The organism is Mesorhizobium sp. M8A.F.Ca.ET.165.01.1.1 (genome assembly GCF_004792065.1).
In the GTDB taxonomy this organism is placed as follows: Bacteria; Pseudomonadota; Alphaproteobacteria; order Rhizobiales; family Rhizobiaceae; genus Mesorhizobium.
Genome location: NZ_SRTH01000001.1, coordinates 325,550 through 343,499 on the forward strand (window position 1 = coordinate 325,550; position 17,950 = coordinate 343,499).

11 protein-coding genes are annotated in these 17,950 nt (G+C 65.7%); 7 read left to right on the top strand and 4 right to left on the bottom strand.

Annotation, left to right across the window (positions count from 1 at the left end):
• Window positions 1–62: 62 nt before the first annotated feature.
• Window positions 63–833, bottom strand: a complete 771-nt coding sequence (locus EN808_RS01640; protein WP_135865716.1) for an IclR family transcriptional regulator — start codon at window positions 831–833, stop codon at window positions 63–65.
• A gap of 183 nt (window positions 834–1,016) precedes the next feature.
• Here EN808_RS01640 and EN808_RS01645 point away from each other — a divergent pair, with 183 nt between their 5' ends.
• The 5 genes from EN808_RS01645 (at window position 1,017) to EN808_RS01665 (ending at window position 6,249) form a co-directional block, all read left to right on the top strand.
• Window positions 1,017–1,994 carry a tripartite tricarboxylate transporter substrate-binding protein gene (locus EN808_RS01645; protein WP_127277127.1) on the top strand — a complete coding sequence of 326 codons (978 nt, stop codon included), beginning with the start codon at window positions 1,017–1,019 and terminating at the stop codon, window positions 1,992–1,994.
• 142 nt (window positions 1,995–2,136) lie between these two features.
• The gene (locus tag EN808_RS01650) at window positions 2,137–2,673 is read left to right on the top strand and encodes a tripartite tricarboxylate transporter TctB family protein (protein ID WP_135865714.1); all 537 of its coding nucleotides are present in this window, start codon (window positions 2,137–2,139) and stop codon (window positions 2,671–2,673) included.
• 4 nt (window positions 2,674–2,677) lie between these two features.
• Window positions 2,678–4,201: a tripartite tricarboxylate transporter permease gene (locus EN808_RS01655; protein WP_127277132.1), complete on the top strand. Its 1,524-nt coding sequence runs from the start codon at window positions 2,678–2,680 to the stop codon at window positions 4,199–4,201.
• A gap of 15 nt (window positions 4,202–4,216) precedes the next feature.
• Window positions 4,217–5,401, top strand: coding sequence for a CoA transferase (locus EN808_RS01660; protein ID WP_135865712.1), 1,185 nt, complete (start codon window positions 4,217–4,219; stop codon window positions 5,399–5,401).
• Entirely contained in the window at window positions 5,398–6,249 is an 852-nt protein-coding gene (locus tag EN808_RS01665) for a citryl-CoA lyase (protein WP_135914995.1), read from the top strand. Before EN808_RS01660 ends, EN808_RS01665 begins: the two co-directional genes overlap by 4 nt.
• A 3-nt stretch (window positions 6,250–6,252) precedes the next feature.
• Here EN808_RS01665 and EN808_RS01670 read toward each other — a convergent pair whose 3' ends face one another.
• Together EN808_RS01670 and EN808_RS01675 are read right to left on the bottom strand one after the other, a co-directional pair.
• Window positions 6,253–6,729 (bottom strand): NUDIX hydrolase, encoded by a 477-nt coding sequence (locus EN808_RS01670; protein ID WP_127869974.1) that lies wholly within the window; start codon window positions 6,727–6,729, stop codon window positions 6,253–6,255.
• A 126-nt stretch (window positions 6,730–6,855) separates the two neighbouring features.
• Complete coding sequence (locus EN808_RS01675; RefSeq protein ID WP_135914996.1) at window positions 6,856–7,188, bottom strand: hypothetical protein; 333 nt, start codon at window positions 7,186–7,188, stop codon at window positions 6,856–6,858.
• 523 nt (window positions 7,189–7,711) lie between these two features.
• Here EN808_RS01675 and EN808_RS37565 point away from each other — a divergent pair.
• Window positions 7,712–15,802, top strand: coding sequence for an autotransporter outer membrane beta-barrel domain-containing protein (locus EN808_RS37565; RefSeq protein WP_281041745.1), 8,091 nt, complete (start codon window positions 7,712–7,714; stop codon window positions 15,800–15,802).
• Between the two features lie 36 nt (window positions 15,803–15,838).
• A complete protein-coding gene (locus tag EN808_RS01690) occupies window positions 15,839–16,420 on the top strand; it encodes an invasion associated locus B family protein (RefSeq protein WP_127869972.1) in 582 nt (193 codons plus the stop codon).
• 61 nt (window positions 16,421–16,481) lie between these two features.
• Here the strand turns inward: EN808_RS01690 and coaBC are convergent, their stop codons facing one another.
• Window positions 16,482–17,948, bottom strand: coding sequence for a bifunctional phosphopantothenoylcysteine decarboxylase/phosphopantothenate--cysteine ligase CoaBC (coaBC, locus tag EN808_RS01695; RefSeq protein ID WP_210235444.1), 1,467 nt, complete (start codon window positions 17,946–17,948; stop codon window positions 16,482–16,484).
• Window positions 17,949–17,950: the final 2 nt, after the last annotated feature.

Genomic DNA, 17,950 nt, shown 5'->3' on the forward strand with positions numbered 1-17,950 from the left:
CTTCAAGTTGAATCAGTTTGTATTCGAAACCTGGCGGCCCTCTTCCGGCCGTAGCCGCGCGGCTACGGCAGAGCGTCCGCCGCTAGGCTCGCCTGCTCCAGCATGGAGGCATCCTCACCGAAGGCACGGGTGGCACGAGCCGCCGCCTCGAGCAGCGGACGTTTCATGCGCTGCAGGAAGGCTGCGTCGACGCGCGTGCTTGGACCAGCCAGCGTCAACGCGCCAAGCAGCACATGTCCCGGCCCGAAAACCGGCGCCGACACGCCAGCAGTCTCGGGGTCGCGATCGCCCACGGCGAGACAGTTGTAGGTTTTGCGGATGGTTTCGTAGGGTTCGCCCTGCTGGCCGGAAAACGCTGCCAGCACGCGGCCGCCGGAGCCGGCCAGCAGAGGCAATACGTCGCCTTCGCGTATCGTGTAGCGGATCGGATGCTTGGATTCGACCCGATAGAGACAGGTGCGCACGTCTCCCGAGCGGACGTAGAAGGCAACGCTCTCCCAGCTTCGTTCTGAGAGCTCGCGCATGATCGGCAACAGTATGTCGACCGCCACGACCGAGCGCTGGTAAAGCGCGCCCAGCCGAAAGGCGGCGGGCCCGACACGGTAGCGCCCATCGTCGAGGCGCTCGAGCAGGTGGCCGCGCAACAGCGAATTGGCGAGCCGCAGGATCGTGCTTTTGTAGAGGCCGGTGCGCCCCGCGATTTCAGCCAGGCTAAGCGAGCGGTCGACCGTGGTGAAAGCATCGAGGATGGCGATCGCCCGATCGAGTGCGGCAACACCGTCGGCGGACGCTCGGCGGATTTCCACATCGGCTGAGTTGGCTGGTAAGTCCATTGCGGTTCCAAATCGGAGAAGCCCGAGCGGAACCACTCTGTCGCGCCGCTGGAGCGTTCTGTCCAGCAGAATATCGTTCCTGTTGACGGAACGAGGTAAAATCTGCTTGAACTCGATCACGGGTCTGTGAACAAGCGCGTTTTGGCAGGCACCGGAGGAGGTGTCGTGATCTGGAGGAATCCCATGCTGAACAGACGCAGATTTTTGATGAGTACGGCGGCGGCAGGCGCGGCCGGGCTGGTGGCATCGCATTTCTCACCCGCCTTCGCAGAAGGTGCACCGCAAATCCAGGTCTTCGTGCCGGCGGCACCCGGCGGCGGCTGGGACCAGACGGCGCGCACGATGGACCAGGTGCTGCGCAGCGAGAAGCTCATCTCGGGCTCGCAGATCACCAATGTCGGGGGCGCCGGCGGCACGGTCGGGCTGCCGCAGTTCATCAATCAGTGGGGCGGCAAGGGCAATTCGCTGATGGTCGCGGGCATGGTCATGGTGGGTGCCATCATCGCCAACAAGGCAGCCAACAACCTGACCCAAGTTACCCCCATCGCCCGTCTCACCGGTGAGTTCGAGGCGCTGGTGGTGCCGGCGGACTCGCCGTTCAAGACGGCCGCCGATTTCGTCGCGGCTCTCAAGGCCGATCCGACGAAGGTTCCAGTCGCGGGCGGTTCCGCCGGAGGCTCAGACCACATCCTGTTCGGCCTGATCGCCAAGACGGTCGGCGTTCCGGCCCCCAGCCTTTCCTACGTGCCGTTCGCGGGCGGCGGCGAGGCCTTGTCGGCGTTGCTCGGTAACCAGGTCGCGGCCGGCATTTCCGGCTTCGGCGAGTTCTCCGAGCAGGTCAAGGCCGGCGCGCTCAGGCTGCTCGCCATTTCGGCCGACAAGCGCCAGGACGGCATCGACGCGCCGACGCTGAAGGAAGCCGGCATTGATGTGGAACTGTTCAACTGGCGCGGCGTCTTCGCGCCACCCGGCGTTTCCGATGCCGACAAGGCGGCGATGATCACGCTGGTCGAGACCATGGCCAAGAGCGATGCATGGGCGAGCGAATGCAAGAACCGCAACTGGACGTCCATCCTGCTCACCGGCGACGATTATGCGAAATTCGTCGCCGAGGATTCGGCTCGCATCGAGGCCATCCTCAAGGATCTCGGTCTCGCCTGATTTTTCCCCAAGGGGCGGCTCGCTCCGCCCCTCATTTTTCAATCGCAGCCGACCGTAGGGAGGCGATCGGTCTAAAGGTGAAGGTACGGTGCAGGCTGGCTGCGGGCTGCCGCCGGTCTCGGCCATAACGGGGAGGACGTTCATGAGCACCATCAACCAGCCGGCGGCGCCCCCACGCCTTGCCGTACCGGAATTGTCGATCGGCATCGGCCTTCTGGCCTGCGCCGGGGCTGTCGCCTGGCAGACGCTGGCGATCCCGGTGTCGCCGCTCTATTCCAAGGTCGGTCCGACTGTCTTTCCCTATCTCACCATGGTCGGCCTCGTGGTGCTCTCCCTGCTGCTCATCCTCGCCGCACTTCGCGGCGGCTGGCAGCCGGAGGAGGAAAAGGAAACTTCGACCGACTGGAAGGCGATGGGCTTCGTCGTCATCGGTCTTCTGGCCAATCTGGTGCTCATCCAGCCGCTTGGCTTCACCGCCGCATCGGTCATCATGTTCGTTCTGGTCTGTTACGGCTTCGGCAGCAGGCACACGCTGCGCGATGTACTTACCGGGCTGGTGCTGGCGCTGGCGGCTTATTTCGGCTTCGCCAAGGCGCTCGGCGTCAACATCGGCGCCGGCTTCATCGAGAACCAGTTGAATACGGTGATCGACGCCTTCACCAGCACGCTGGGAGGCTGAGACCGTGGAAACGCTCGGCCATCTCGCACACGGTTTTGCGGTCGCATTCTCGCCGACCAATCTTTTGTGGTGCCTGCTCGGCACCACGCTCGGCACGGCCATCGGCGTGTTGCCTGGCCTCGGGCCGGCACTGACCATCGCGCTCCTCTTGCCGATCACCTACCAGGTGGCGCCGGAGGCGTCCTTCATCCTGTTCGCCGGCATCTATTACGGCGCCATGTATGGCGGCTCGACGACGTCGATCCTGCTCAACACGCCAGGCGAGAGCGCAACCATCGTCACCGCGCTGGAAGGCAACAAGATGGCCCGCTCCGGCCGCGGGGGCGCCGCGCTCGCCACCTCGGCGATCGGCTCCTTCGTCGCCGGCACGCTCGGCACGCTGGGCGTCGCCTTCCTGGCGCCTGTCGTGGTCAAGTTCGCGCTGGCCTTCGGCCCGGCCGAATATTTCTCGCTGATGGTGCTGGCCTTCATCACCGTTTCGGCGGTGCTTGGTTCATCGTCGGTGCGGGGTTTGACCAGCCTGTTTGCCGGCTTCGTAATCGGCATGATCGGCGTCGATCTGCAGACGGGCCAGCCGCGCTTCACCTTCGGCATGACCGAACTGCTCGACGGCGTCGACGTCATCATCGCCGCCGTCGGCCTGTTCGCGGTTGGCGAGACACTTTACATGGCCTCGCGCCGCTATGCCGGCAAGGACGAGATCGTGCCGCTGAAAGGCTCGCTCTACATGACGGCGGCCGAATGGGGGCGTTCGTGGAAAGCCTGGCTGCGCGGCGCCGCGATCGGCTTTCCGATCGGCGCCATGCCGGCTGGCGGCGCAGAGATCCCGACCTTCCTGTCCTATGCGATCGAAAAGAAACTGTCGAAGCACAAGGAGGAATTCGGAACGGTCGGCGCCATCGAAGGCGTTGCCGGGCCCGAGGCCGCCAACAACGCGTCCGCGGCAGGCGTGCTGGTGCCGATGCTGACGCTCGGTCTGCCGACCTCGGCGACGGCGGCGATCATGCTGTCGGCCTTCCAGAGCTACGGCATCAATCCCGGGCCGTTGCTCCTGACGACACAGGCCGACCTTGTCTGGGGCCTGATCGCCAGCCTGTTCATCGCCAACGTCATCCTGGTCATCCTCAATTTGCCGCTGATCGGGCTGTGGGTGCGGCTGCTGAAAATCCCGGCACCGCAGCTTTATGCGGGGATTCTGGTGTTCGCCACTGTCGGCACCTATGGCATCTCGCAGTCGCCGATCGATCTCGTCATCCTCTATCTCCTGGGGGCCGCGGGCTTCCTGATGCGGCGCTTCGATTTCCCGACCGCGCCCGTCATCATCGGCATGATCCTGGGGCCGCTCGCCGAAACCCAGTTCCGCCGCGCGATGACCATATCGAACGGCGACTGGTCGGTGTTCTACAAGCATCCGCTGTCGCTGACCTTGCTGACGCTCGCCTTCATCGGCCTTGTCGGGCCGCATGTCTGGGCCTTCATCGAGCACCGGCGCCGGCGCGGGCCCGAACATGTGCCGGGCGATGCCTGAGCGATTTGAAAAGATATGACAGACCTGCTTTCCGGTATCCGCGTCCTCGACCTCACCAATGTGCTCGCCGGGCCTTACTGCGCCTATCAGCTGGCCTTGCTGGGAGCCGACGTGATCAAGGTCGAAGGGCCGCAAGGCGGCGACCTGGCGCGCCAGCTCGGCGGTTCGCCAAAGCTCAACGGCGCCGGCATGGGCGCGTCGTTCCTGGCGCAGAACGCCGGCAAACGGTCCGTCATGCTCGACCTCAAGCAAGAGGCGGATCGCGAGCGCTTCCTCGACCTGGTCGCCAGCGCCGACGCGCTGGTCGAGAATTTTCGCCCCGGCGTGATGAAGCGCCTCGGCCTCGGCTACGATGTGTTGAAGGCTGTGCGGCCCGGCCTCGTCTATTGCGCGATATCGGGTTTCGGACAGAGCGGGCCGATGCGCGACAACCCCGCCTATGACCAGATCGTCCAGGGCCTTTCCGGGATCATGAGCATAACCGGCACGCCGGAAACCGCGCCGCTGCGCGTCGGTTATCCCGTTGCCGACACGCTGGGAGGGTTGGTCGGGGCGTTCTCCATCGCCGCCGCACTGGTCCGGCAGAAGACATCGGGCGAGGGCGCGTTCCTCGACGTGTCGATGCTCGAATGTACGCTTTCGGCACTTGGCTGGCCTGTCTCCAACTATCTGACGGCAGGGGTCGATCCCAAGCCGATGGGCAATGAGAATATGACCGCGGCTCCCTCCGGCGCCTTCCGCACCGGCGACGGGCTCATCAACATCGCCGCCAACAAGCAGGAGCAGTTCGTGACGCTGTGCCGGCTGATCGGACGGCCGGAACTGGCATCGGACCCACGCTTTGCCGAGCGCGAGACGCGCAAGAAGAACCGCGCGGCGCTCAAGGTCGAGATCGAGGACGCTCTGGCAAGCGCTCCGGCGGCGGTTTGGGAAGAGGCGCTCAATCGAGCCGGCGTGCCGGCGGGCAGGGTCCTGACGATCCCGCAAGTGCTAACCGAACCACAAGTGCTCGAGCGCCAGGTGACGGCTCGTTTCGAGGATGTGGCCGGCATGGACGGGCCACTCACCGTCCTGCGCGGCGGGTTCATGGTCGACGGCACGGCACCGTTGCCGACACGGCCGCCGCCGGTGCTGGGCGAGCACATGGACGAGGTGTTCGCCGGCCTGCCACCGCGCGCCAAGGCAAAGGCCAGGGCATGAGCGGCGTGGAGAAGAAAACAGGCCGCGAGCGCGGCGAGGAATGGTGGCGGACCGGCATCATCGAGATGAGCCCCGGCATGATCCGGCTGCGCGGCTACGAGATCCAGGACCTGATCGGCCGTGTCAGCTTCCCCGCGATGATCTGGCTGATGCTGCGTGGCGAACTGCCCAGCGAGGACCAGGCGGCACTGCTCGGCATCGCTTTGGGGGCGGCCGTCGACCATGGGCCGCAGGCGCCGTCGATCGCCATCGCCCGCATGGCGGCAACCTGCGGCGTCGGCATCAACAGCGCCATGGCCTCTGCCATCAATGTGCTTGGCGACGTGCATGGTGGAGCCGGCGAGCAGGCGCTTTCCCTCTATGGCAATATTGCCGTGGCGCTCGAGGGCGGGATTGCCCTCGACGAAGCGGTCTCGACACGCCTCGACCGGTTCTTCGCGGAGGAAGAGGGCTACGTGCCGGGGCTTGGCCATCGCTTCCATCCTGTCGATCCACGCGCGCCGCGCCTGCTGGAACTGGTCAGAGATTTTGCCGCGCATGGCGTCGTCAATGGACGGTACGCCGACATCGCCGAGGCGGTCGAGGCCGATGTCGCGCGGCGCAAGGGCAAAAAAATCCCGCTCAACATCGATGGCGCCACCGCCGTCATCTACGGCGAACTCGGCTTTCCGCCGCCGCTGACGCGTGGCCTCTTCGTGCTGTCGCGGTCTGTCGGCATCCTGGCGCATGCCTGGGAGCAATCGCAGCAGGCCGAGCGGAACAAGGGGCCGCTGCCGCGCGAATGGCTGTGGGCCTATAGTGGCCCGCCGGCGCGGCCGGTTCCTGGGGACGAGGGCATCGAGAATTGAGGCTTATGGCCGCACGAGCGTCGTGGGCTCGGGCAGCGTCAAGGTGCTCACCAGCGTCGAGAGATCGGGCTCGTCGATGAGCATCGCGGCGTCGGCCGGCGCCAGCCATGCCCGCTGCCGCCGTTTGGCTTCCTGCCAGTCGGCGAGCTCTTCCGTCACTTCCAGCAGAAACACGATGACGTCGACGCGGACAAAGCGGTTGGCCAGGCGTTTCCAGTAGGAATAGGTGCCCGCCGGCCGCTTCAGCGTCTTGCCACGCACGCCGGCTTCCTCCAGCGCCTCGATAGTGGCTGCCTTGCGCCCGCTCTTGCCTTTCATCGGCCACCCCTTGGGCACGATGAAGCGTCTCGTCGTTCTCGACGTGACCAGCATCACCTCGATGTCTCCGCGCGCGTTCAGCCGAAAGGGAATCGCCGCCACCTGGCGGATCCTTTCGCCTTTCTTGGCCTGGCGTACGGCCTTTTTCTTGGTGGCTGCCATCTTAACAATCCAGTCGCTGCAATGCCCCTTAGCGTGATGCGATGCCTTTGCAAAATCCAAACGACCGCGGGGGCACCCAAAGTGCCCTATCATGTAAGTCGGCTAAATAAAAGAAGGTGCCGTCTGTCAGCGGCAGGTGCTGACGGCGGTGTTGCCGATTATCTGCGTCTGGCAGCTCGGCCTGACCTGCGGAACGACAGGCGGCGGCTGCTGGACGATGACGCGATCCTGGGCACGATACTGCTGTTGCTGCTGCTGAAATTGCTGCCGCTGAACCTGGTTCTGCAAGGCCTGCAGATCATTCTGCTGGATGATCACATTGTTTCTGGCCGCTGGATTGATCACCTGCGCGGAAGCGGGCGATGCAAAGCCAGCGGAAGCCGCCCCAGCCAGCACCGCCAATACGAAAATCATCGATGAACGCGACGCACACCCGCCCATTCCTGCAAAAAATCTCATCACGCCGGATATATAGGGTGTTTGTCCGGCGATGCCATGGCGAGAATGGTGATCGCCCTCACACCAACCGCACCCGAGTACTGACTGCCGGCTAGTCCCGGGACGCAGATTGCCGTCATATGACGACTATGAAAAGCAGATGGCTTTGGTCAGTGTCCCTTACGTAAGTTTTCGGTTCCTTCTGGCGCAAGTTTATGTATTCTAATTGAGCCAGTACTTCACAAGCGGGACTGCGGACTGCTGGCCTCAATGCATTGAACCTTATTGCAAAGTGCCGGCATTTTATTGCGTGGACTGACCGTGGCGGGGGCGCCTAACTCAAGGAGGGATTGGGAGCGCCTGCTCTAAGGGGGCTAAGTGCATGGCGTTGTTCTCAAGGCGCTCTTTTGAGTGCGCGGACTTTGAGTGCGCGGATTTTGACGGCGAAGCGGTCGGACGCCGTTCCTTTATGCCGATCCTGGCGGGAAGCCGACTTCCCCTGGTTGCAGAATCTCCGGTGGCCGGAAACCCTCGTCTGGCAGTCATGGCAGCGCGGCTGACCCTGTTGCTTGGTGCCACGGCTCTGAGCGGTTTTGCCCTTCTGCACACAAGCCCAGTCCATGCGCAGGTCGTGATCAATCACGACGGTGCGCCCGGAGACAACGGCGCAAATGTGATCGGCGATGCCGATGCGGATGACGGCCATCCTCCCACCGGACCGGTCAACTACACAAATAATGATCCGCAATCGAGCGTCGGCAGCGCCTTTGTCGGCAGCGCCGTTGGCGGCAGAGGCGGCAATGGCGGCTCGACCGTCGAGCCAACCATTGTCCCTCCCTTCTTCGAGGTCGATGGCGGCAATGGCGGTAATGGGGCCAAGGGTGGCGTCGTCGATATCACGAATACGGCCCAGTTGCAGACCAGTGGCGCCTCCGCGAGCGGCATCAGTGCAAATGCAAGTGGCGGCGATGGCGGCGATGGTGGATTTGCCTTCCATCTGCTGCTGATCAACGGTGGTACCGGTGGCAGAGGCGGCGACGGTGGCACCGCGACCGTGACGACCACATCGACCAGCAACATCACAACGACAGCAGACCTGGCGAACGGCATCACCGTCAACGCCAGTGGCGGCAATGGCGGCAATGGCGGCACCGCCGTCGGCGGCATCGGATCCGGCAAAGGTGGAGATGGCGGTTCCGGCGGCAATGGTGGCTCGGCGTCGGCGGACAATGCAGGCGACATTCACACGCAAGGTGCCTTTGCCAAGGGAATCCTGGTTCGTTCGGCCGGTGGCTCCGGCGGCGACGGAGCGCAGGGAACCGGAATTATCAACGGTGGCGGTGGCAATGGCGGCGTACCGACCATCGGCGGCTCGGCGGATGGCAAGAATTCCGGAAACATCACCACGATGGGCGACTTCGCCAGCGGTATGGTCATCCAGTCCGTCGGCGGCGGTGGCGGAGATGGCGGCGGAGCCTTCGGCTTCTTCGGCGGCGGCGGCTCGGGCCAAGACGGAAACAATGGCGGCACAGCGACCGGCACCAACACGGGCTCCATCACCACCAACGGCGTCGGCGCCATCGGCATGCTGGTTGAATCGGTCGGCGGTGGTGGCGGCGACGGCGGCGGCGCGATCGGATCGATCGCACTCGGCGGATCCGGCGGCGGCGGCGGCAAGGGCGGCAGTGTCTTCGGCAATCTCGGGGGCTCGATCAAGACCGGCGCCGACGGCAGCGGCGACGGCGCGATCGGCATCGTCATCCAGTCGATCGGCGGTGGTGGCGGCAATGGCGGTTTCGCCGTCGCCGGCGGCCCGGTGGTCGCGGTCGGCGTCGGCGGTTCCGGCGGTGCGGCCAGCAATGGCGGCGACGTCAACGTCCAGCAGACCGCCGGCGGTCCAACGGTCGAGACGAGCGGAATCTCTGCCATCGGCATACTGACGCAATCGGTGGGCGGCGGCGGCGGCAATGGGGGCGGCAGCTATACGGTCAGCGGAGCGGTTTCGGCCTCGATTGGCGGCAAGGGTGGCGCGGGCGGCGCCGGCGGTAACGTCATCTACAATGTCGGCACCTCGCATGTGACGACGCATGGCACCGACTCGACCGGCATCCTGACCCAGTCGGTGGGTGGCGGCGGCGGCAATGGCGGGTTTGCGTTGTCGATCTCCGCGCTTATCTCGGTCGGCGTCGGAGGCGAAGGCGGCCCGGGCGGCAAGGGCGGCACGGTCAACATGACGACCGGCGGCAGCGTCGAAACATTCCAGGATCGCTCCGCCGGCATCATCGCGCAGTCGATCGGCGGCGGTGGCGGCAATGGCGGCGGCAGCGTCGCAGGCAGCGCCGGCGTCAGTGTCGGCATCGGCAGGAAAGGCGCCGGCGGCGGCACCGGCGATGCGGTCACCTTCAACGGCACCCAGTCCGATGTGACGACGCATGGCGCGGATTCGGCCGGCATCATCGTGCAGTCGGTTGGCGGCGGCGGCGGCAATGGCGGCTTTTCGATCGCCGTCTCGGCCATCGTTTCCGTGGGCGTTGGCGGCAGTGGCGGCGCCGCCGGCGATGGCGGCGTTGTCGATGCGCGTTCCAATGGCAGCGTGACAACGTCCAACGATCGGTCGGCCGGCATCATCGTGCAGTCCATTGGCGGCGGCGGCGGCAATGCCGGCGCGGTGATCAGCGGCAGCCTGGGCGTGAATGTCGGCGTGGGCGGCAGCGGCGCGGGCGGCGGCAAAGGCATGGCCGCCAGCTTCTTTACGGACAATTCCGTCGTCAAAACCGCGGGTGCCGATTCGATCGGTATCCTTGTCCAGTCGATTGGCGGCGGTGGCGGCAATGGCAGCTTCGTCGGTGGCCTCGGCTTGGCCGCGTCTGTCGGCATCGGCGGCAGCGGCGGCGTTGCGGGCGACGCCAGTGCGGTCAAGATCACCGACAATGGCGGCTCCGTCACCACGACACGCGAGCGGTCTTCGGCCATGGTGGCACAGTCGATCGGTGGTGGCGGCGGCAATGGTGGCGGCGTCGTCGCGCTCGGTGCCGGCGTCAACATCGGCATCGGCGGAAAGGGCGCAGGCGGCGGCGTTTCCAGCACGGTCGACGTCATCAACGCGGCCGCGCTCAGCACCGGGGGCTACCAGTCGCACGGTATCCTGGCACAATCGATCGGCGGCGGTGGGGGGTCTGGCGGCTTCAGCGTCACCTTGGGCGGCCCGTCCTTCTCGCTGGGCGGTACCGGCGCCTCGGCGGGCACGAGCGAAAAGGTGTTTGTCAACAACTCCGGCAAGATCGATACGGGTGGCGACCTGTCCAACGGCATCTTCGCGCAGTCGGTCGGTGGGTCCGGCGGCGACGGCGGCTTTGCCGTGGCCGGCGGGCTGTTCGCCGCCGTCGGCATCGGCGGCGCGGGCGGCGGTGGCGGCGCGGGTGGCGTCGTCGAGGTTATCAACAACGCCAACATCACAACCAAGGGCGCGCTCTCGAATGGCATACTGGCGCAGTCGGTCGGCGGCGGCGGCGGCAATGGCGGCAGCACCGGGGCCGTTGCCGTTGGCGCGTTCGGCGCGGCCGGCGTGGCGCTTGGCGGCGGTGGCGGCGACGCGAATCTAAGCAAGGAGGTCACGGTCACCCACAAGGGCGACATTCACGTGGCGGGAGCCGGCTCCAAGGGCATTCTTGCTCAGTCAGTCGGCGGTAGCGGCGGCAATGGCGGCAATGCCTATTCCGGCGCCTTCAGCGGCGGTCTTTATTTCTCCGCCGCCGTGGGTGTGTCGATTGGCGGCACTGGCGGCGACGGCGGCCCTGGCGGCAAGGTTACGGTCAAGGCGGACGGCAACATCATTGCCGATACCGATGCGGTCGGATCGGGCGGCATCGTCGCGCAGTCGATCGGCGGCGGCGGCGGCAATGGCGGGCGGGCGACCACAATCACCGGTGCTGTCAGCACCGACGCCAGTGTCAGCCTGGGTGTTACGGTTGGCGGCTGGGGCGGCGATGGCGGCATAAGCGACCTGGTGACGGTCGACACCGGCCTGAACGGTGGCGGCAGCATCGTCACCAGTGGCTATCAGGCGGTCGGCATTCTTGCCCAGTCGGTCGCCGGCAGCGGCGGCAATGGCGGCGATTCCTGGGGGGCGGCCGGCGGTTACGGCAACGATGTCGCCATCAATGCGACGGTCAGCATCGGCGGCGGTGGCGGCGACGGCAATGTCAGCGATGACGTGCTCGTTCACAACGCCTTGACGGTGCAAACCGCCGGCGACATGAGCGCGGCCATCATGGCTCAGTCGATCGGCGGCGGCGGCGGCAATGGCGGCTCGACCAATGGCGCGACCGCCGATCTCGGCGGCGGCGAGGGGGTCAACGTCGCGGTCAATGTCGGTGTCGGCGGCGGCGGCGGCACAGGCAATACTTCCGGCGCGGTCGACGTGATCAACAGCGGCAACCTGACGACCACGGGCGATTTCTCCTCGGGCATCGTCGCGGAGTCGCTGGGCGGCGGCGGCGGCATGGGCGGCGCGAGCAACGCCAAGGCGTTCCATCTGGGCGGCACCAGCGAGACGAGCGTCACCGTCAATGTCGGCATCGGCGGCAAAGGCGGGTCCGGAAACGATGCGGCGATGTTCCGCCTTGATGGCGGCGGCAATGTCATCGGCGCCGGCGTGCATGTCGACAATTCCGGCGTGATCCGGACCCAGGGTTTCAATTCGATAGGCATACTAGCTATGTCGGTCGGCGGCGGCGGCGGCGGCGGCGGAGCGGCCTCGACCGACGAGGAGATCGTCGGCGGCGGCAGCGAGGGCGAGACATCCGTGGGCATCGGCGCGGCCATCGGCCTTGCTGCCGGCGGCGCCGGCAATGGCGGCACCGTGTCGGTCACCAACCGGAGCCTGATCGTCACCGATGGCGCCGATTCCTACGGCATCTCGGCCAACTCCATCGGCGGCGGTGGTGGCGTCGGCGGTTCGGCGACATCGGGCGTTCTCGGCAAATATGCCATCGGCGGCGCGCTCGGCGGGGCCGGCGGCGGCGGCGGCAGTGGCTTCGAGGTCGACGTTTTCAATCTTGGGACGGCCGAAATCTGGACCAAGCAGGAGCGCTCGATCGGCATCTTCGCGCAGTCCGTGGGTGGCGGCGGTGGCGCCGGCGGTGCCGGCGAGAGCACCGGAAAGACCGATGACTCGGAAGTCAGCGTCAACCTCTCGCTCGGCGGATCGGGCAAGGTCGGCGGCGACGGCGGCAAGATCGTCGTCGAGAACAGCGGCTACATCCACACCGAGGCGGCCTATTCGCACGGCATCATGGCGCAGTCGATTGGCGGCAGCGGCGGCGTCGGCGGCGCTTCCGGCACTTCGGCCAAGGACTCCAATGTGGCCATTACGCTCAGCCTCGGCGGAGCCGGTGGCGACGGCGGCAAGAGCGATTTCGTTCATGTCACGAACTTCGACACGGGCGAGATTCTGACCAAGGGCGACAATTCCTATGGCATCTTCGCGCAGTCGATTGGCGGCGGCGGCGGTGCCGCCGGTGCCGGTTCGACCGAGACGGGCAGCGCCGAGACGTCTGTGTCCCTGGCAATCGGCGGCCTGGGTGGAGTAGGCAGCCGTGGGGGTGACGTGACGGTCGACAACCACGGCAAGATCACCACCCTGGGCTACCTCTCGCACGGTATTTTTGCGCAGTCGGTCGGTGGTGGTGGCGGCGCATCGGGTGCCGCGGCCAACACCTCGAAGGCCGACATGACGATCGGCGGCGCGGCCTCGTTGCCAAGCGGCGACGGCTCCAATGGCGGCCATGTCATCGTCAACAATGACGGCGCCATCGAGACCTGGAAGGATGGCGCGCTCGGCATCTTCGCCCAGTCCATCGGCGGCGGCGGCGGTTATGGCGGCGTGGTGTCAGCAGACACGGCAGGCGATGAATCGGTCGCCCTGCAGCTTGGCGGCTTCGGCGGCAATGGCGGCAATGGCGGGCAAGTGGATGTCACCGTTTCCGGCACCATCATCACCCATGGCGAACGCGCGCATGGCGTGGTCGCGCAATCGGTCGGCGGCGGTGGCGGCTATGGCGGTGACGCCAAGGGCAAGAGTTCGAACGCGTTGGCCATTGGTGGTGTCGGCGGCAAAGGCGGCGATGGCGGCGACGTCACCGTCATCCGCACCGGCACGATCACCACCACCGGCAAGGATTCGATCGGCATCATCGCACAATCAGTGGGCGGCGGCGGCGGCATCGGTGGTGCTGGCTTCGGCCGCTTTGGCGCCGACGACGATGGCGGCGGGCCAAATGCCATCGGCTTCAACACGCCCGGCGGCACCAAGGGCACCGGCGGCAAGGTGACCATCATCCAGTCGGGCGCGATCGAGACCGATGGCGACCGTGGCCACGGCATCGTCGCCCAGGCGGTTGGTGGCGGCGGTGGCGCCGGCGGCACCGATTCGCTCGGCATGGGCCAGTCGGCCGCGGGCTCGCAAGGTGGTGTCGGCGACGCCGCGGCGGCATCCGCCAGCACCGACAGCCGGGTCTGGGTGAAGGGCGCGAGTGCCTATGCCATGTTCGGGCAGAGCGCGACAGGCAATGGCGACGCCCATGCGGTCGACCTGACGGCGGGTGACAGCCTGTTCGCACAAGGCGCGGATTCGGTGGCTGTCTATGGCGAGAGCACGGCCAAGGGCGCCAAGGGCAACATCACCATCAACCTCAATGGCCAATATACGATCGGTGGGGCCGGAACCGGTGTCGCGGCGATGCTCGTCGGCGGCGCCGACAACACGCTGACCAACCACAGCCTGCTCTACGCGATGGGGGCGACGCCGACTTTCGAGATCCAGGCAGCGCAGTTCCAGGCGTTTCAGGCTTTCCTGCTGGCGCCCGGCCCGGTGGTGCCGACAAACGCGATCCTGGAATCGCTGCTGGACGATTTCAGTCCGCTCGCCATTACCGGCACATCGGGTGATGACCATGTCGACAATTCCAAGGCGGCCGACACGTTGGGACGCGTCATCGGCAACATCGACCTCGGCGGCGGCAACAACAGCTTCCACAATTTCGCCGATTCCTCGATGGTCGGCCTCAAGACCATCGATCTCGGCGGCGGGCTGTTCACCAATGATGGGCTCTATACCAACCAAGGCATCGGCGTGGTTGCGAAAGTGGATGTCGGCGGCGGCTTCAAGCAGGTTCTCTCCGGCGACTTCGTCACCGACGTGGACCTCAACAACCAGATCACCGATGCGCTGGCGCTGACAGGCGCGGGCGACTTCAACGGCGAGGCTCCGTTGAACTTCCTCACGATCGACAAGCTGTTCACCGAATATGTGGTGGCCAAAGGCTCGGCGATGACCGATTCCGGCATCGAGGCGAAAACCCTGCATCCGGCGGTGGGCTTCAACTTCCAGTTCAAGGTGGATAACGGCACCGATCTCGTTCTCTACGCCGACAATCCGACCTTCCTCGAACTGGCGCAGGATCCCGGTTCCGGAACCACCGATCCGGGCGTGTTCCAGTTGGCGCAGTATCTCGACGACGTCGAGGCGGCCTCGACCCCGGACAACCCGATGGCGCGGTTGATCAACATGCTGCGCTTCCTGCCCAACGAGCAGGAACTGGGTGCCGCGCTGACGCGACTGACGCCGCACTATGCGGTGCATACGTTCGACATGATCAACCGCGAAGCCGACATGATGCTGGAAGCGGCGCGCGAGTGCACCGGCGTGCCCGCCTACAAGAACCCCGACGGCCGCTGCATCTGGGCGACGATCAGTCCGCAGGCCGAATACAGCCGGGATTCAGGCGCCGGGACCACCAGCCGCGACGATGTCCTGAAGACCATGTCGCTTGGCGGTATCGGCGAGGTCGGCCAGAACTGGTCGCTGGGCGCCACCATCGGCCGTACGGAATTCGACTCCAAGATCGACGCCAACGGCGAAATGCTGTCACAAACCACCGGTGAGGCCTGGCAGGCCTATGCGCTGGCGAAGTACGCCGACAAGAATTACTTCATCGACTTCGCGCTCGGCGGCGGCACCGGTTCCTTCAAGGGCGAGCGCGATACCCATATCGATCCGGCGTTCTTCATTCCCGGCGAAACGCTGATCGGCGATTATCTGGACGAGGAAATGCTGCCCGGGATCGGCAACAGCGTCACCTACACGCAGAAGACCGCTCAGTTCGGTGGCTCGGCACGGCTTGGCTTCACGCAACAGATGGGCGCGTTCTACCTGCAGCCGACCTTGCAGTTCGACGCGCGCTGGCTGCGTGTTTCGGGAAAGGAAGAGGGGTCGGCTGCCGGTTTCAACTTCGACGGATCGGCGGACACCTTCTATGCGGCGACGCCGGCGCTCGAAATCGGAACCGACATCGCACTCAGCGACATTGCCAGCCTTCGCCTCTATGGAAAGGCTGGGGTGGAGTTTTCAACCAAGGAGTGGGAGATCGAAGGACGCTTCGCGGCTGCGGAGAATCTGCCCGGCAACCCGGCATTGCACTTGACGGAGGCGATCGATTCGCCGCTCTATCGGGTCGGCGCCGGCCTCGAGTTGAATGGCGTCAATGGCGTCGGCATGTCCGTCAGGTATAGTGGCGCCTTCGGGGAAACGGTCAAACAGAATGCAGTCAGCGCGTCTCTCAAGGTCAGTTTCTAGGCTGGCTCGAGGCGGAGCCCGGCGGGAGAGATCTTGATGAGAAAATACGCGTATTTCGCAGCCGTGCTGGGTGCTGCCTGTATCGCAGGCCTGCCGGCCATGGCGGCGCAAACCAAGAGCGACAAGGTGACGGCAACGCCGCCCGCCGCGGCTGACGCGCCGCAGCTGCCCGGTGGTGCTTCGGCCTTGTCCGAAACCCATGGCGACTGGACGGTCAATTGCCAGATATCGGGCACCAACAAGGTCTGTAGCCTGTCGCACCAGCAGTTCAACAAGCAAAGCAACCAGCGGCTGCTGGCGATCGAGCTGTCGAGCAAGACCGGCGAGGATGCGACCGGAACCCTTGCCCTGCCGTTCGGCCTGGCGCTTGCCAAGGGCGTCACGCTGACCATAGACGACCAGAAGCTCGACGGCAGCCTGCCGTTCAACACCTGCCAGGTGGTCGGCTGCCTGGTGCCGGTGGCGTTCGATGCCAATGTCACGCCGCTGCTCAAGAACGGCACCACGCTCAAGATCGATGCGTTCGCGGCGGATACGGGGCAAGTCGTAAGCTTTTCCATTCCGCTCAACGGCTTCGGTGGGGCGCTTGCCCGCACCGCGGAGCTTTTGGCCAACTGACGGCTTAGACCGTCACCGCAAGCGACAGGGTGTTGGCGGTAAATGCTTGCGCCGACACTTGTCAGACGATGATCGTTTTCAACCGCTCGGCGATGAGCGCGGCGAGCCGCGCCGCCACTTCGTCCTTGGTCATTTCAGGCCATTCCTCGACGCCGGCCTTCGACACGATCCGCACCCGGTTGCGATCGCCGCCCATCACACCTGAAGGACCGATACCGCTGGTATGCGACACATCGTTGGCGACGATGAGATCGGCCCCTTTCTTCCTGAGCTTGGCCTCGGCATTGCGCAAGAGATCCTGTGTCTCGGCCGCAAAGCCGACGACCAGGCCTGGTCGCTGCTTGTGGTGGCCGACGCCCGCCAGGATGTCGGGGTTCTCGACCATGCGCAGCATCGGCGGGCCTTCGCCCGCGACCTTCTTGATCTTCTCGCCGGCCGAATTCTCGGTGCGCCAGTCGGCAACGGCGGCGACGAACACCGCGGCGTCGGCGGGCAGAAGCTGTTCCACCGCGTCGCGCATCTCCTGCGCCCGTTCGACATGGACGGTCTTCACCCCGGCCGGATCGGCAATGGCGACGGGGCCGGTGACGAGGCGCACGTCGGCGCCGAGCCTTGCCAATGCCGCGGCGATGGCGTGGCCCTGCTTGCCGGACGACCGGTTGGCGATATAGCGCACGGGATCGATCGGCTCGTGTGTCGGGCCTGACGTGACGATGATCTTGCGCCCCGCTAGCGGCTTGGGGCCGGCATCGAGCAGCGCCTCGACCGCTGCGACGATCTCCAGCGGTTCGGCCATGCGACCTTCGCCGGCCTCGTTGCTCTCGGCCATCTCACCCTTGGCGGGGCCGACGAAGGCGATGCCGTCCTTGCCCAATGTCGCGCGGTTGCGGCGGGTGGCAGGATGCGACCACATCTTCGGGTTCATCGCCGGGGCCATCAGCACCGGCTTGTCGGTGGCGATGAGCACGGTCGAGGCCAGATCGTTGGCGTGGCCATTGGCGAGCTTGGCCATCAGGTCGGCGGTGGCGGGCGCCACCACCAGGAGGTCCGCTTCGCGCGACAGCCTGATGTGGCCGACATCGTGTTCATCGTTGCGGTCGAACAGGTCGGTGAAGACATGGTCGGCGGAGAGCGCACCGACCGACAGCGTCGTCACGAATTCCTGCGCCGCCGACGTCATGACCACCCGCACCGCCGCACCACGCTCGCGCAGCCTGCGGATCAGGTCGAGCGCCTTGTAGGCGGCGATGCCGCCGCCGATGATCAGCAGGATGCGTTTGTTGGAAAGCGTGCCTCGCGGCAAGCTCTTGCCTGCCAAGGCTGACGCCGGGGTGCCTTGCGAATTGGCCAGTTCGTGGAGGGCTTTCTCGATCTGGTCGAGACGGCCTACCGGGCCGATCCGGCCGTCGACAGCGGCCCGGATCATCACCCGCGCCTGTTCTTCCATGGAGCGATCGTTTTCCGCCGCCAGCCGGCGCAGCAGCTCCTTGACCTCATCGTCAAGGTTGCGGATGGTGATGCTGGCCATAT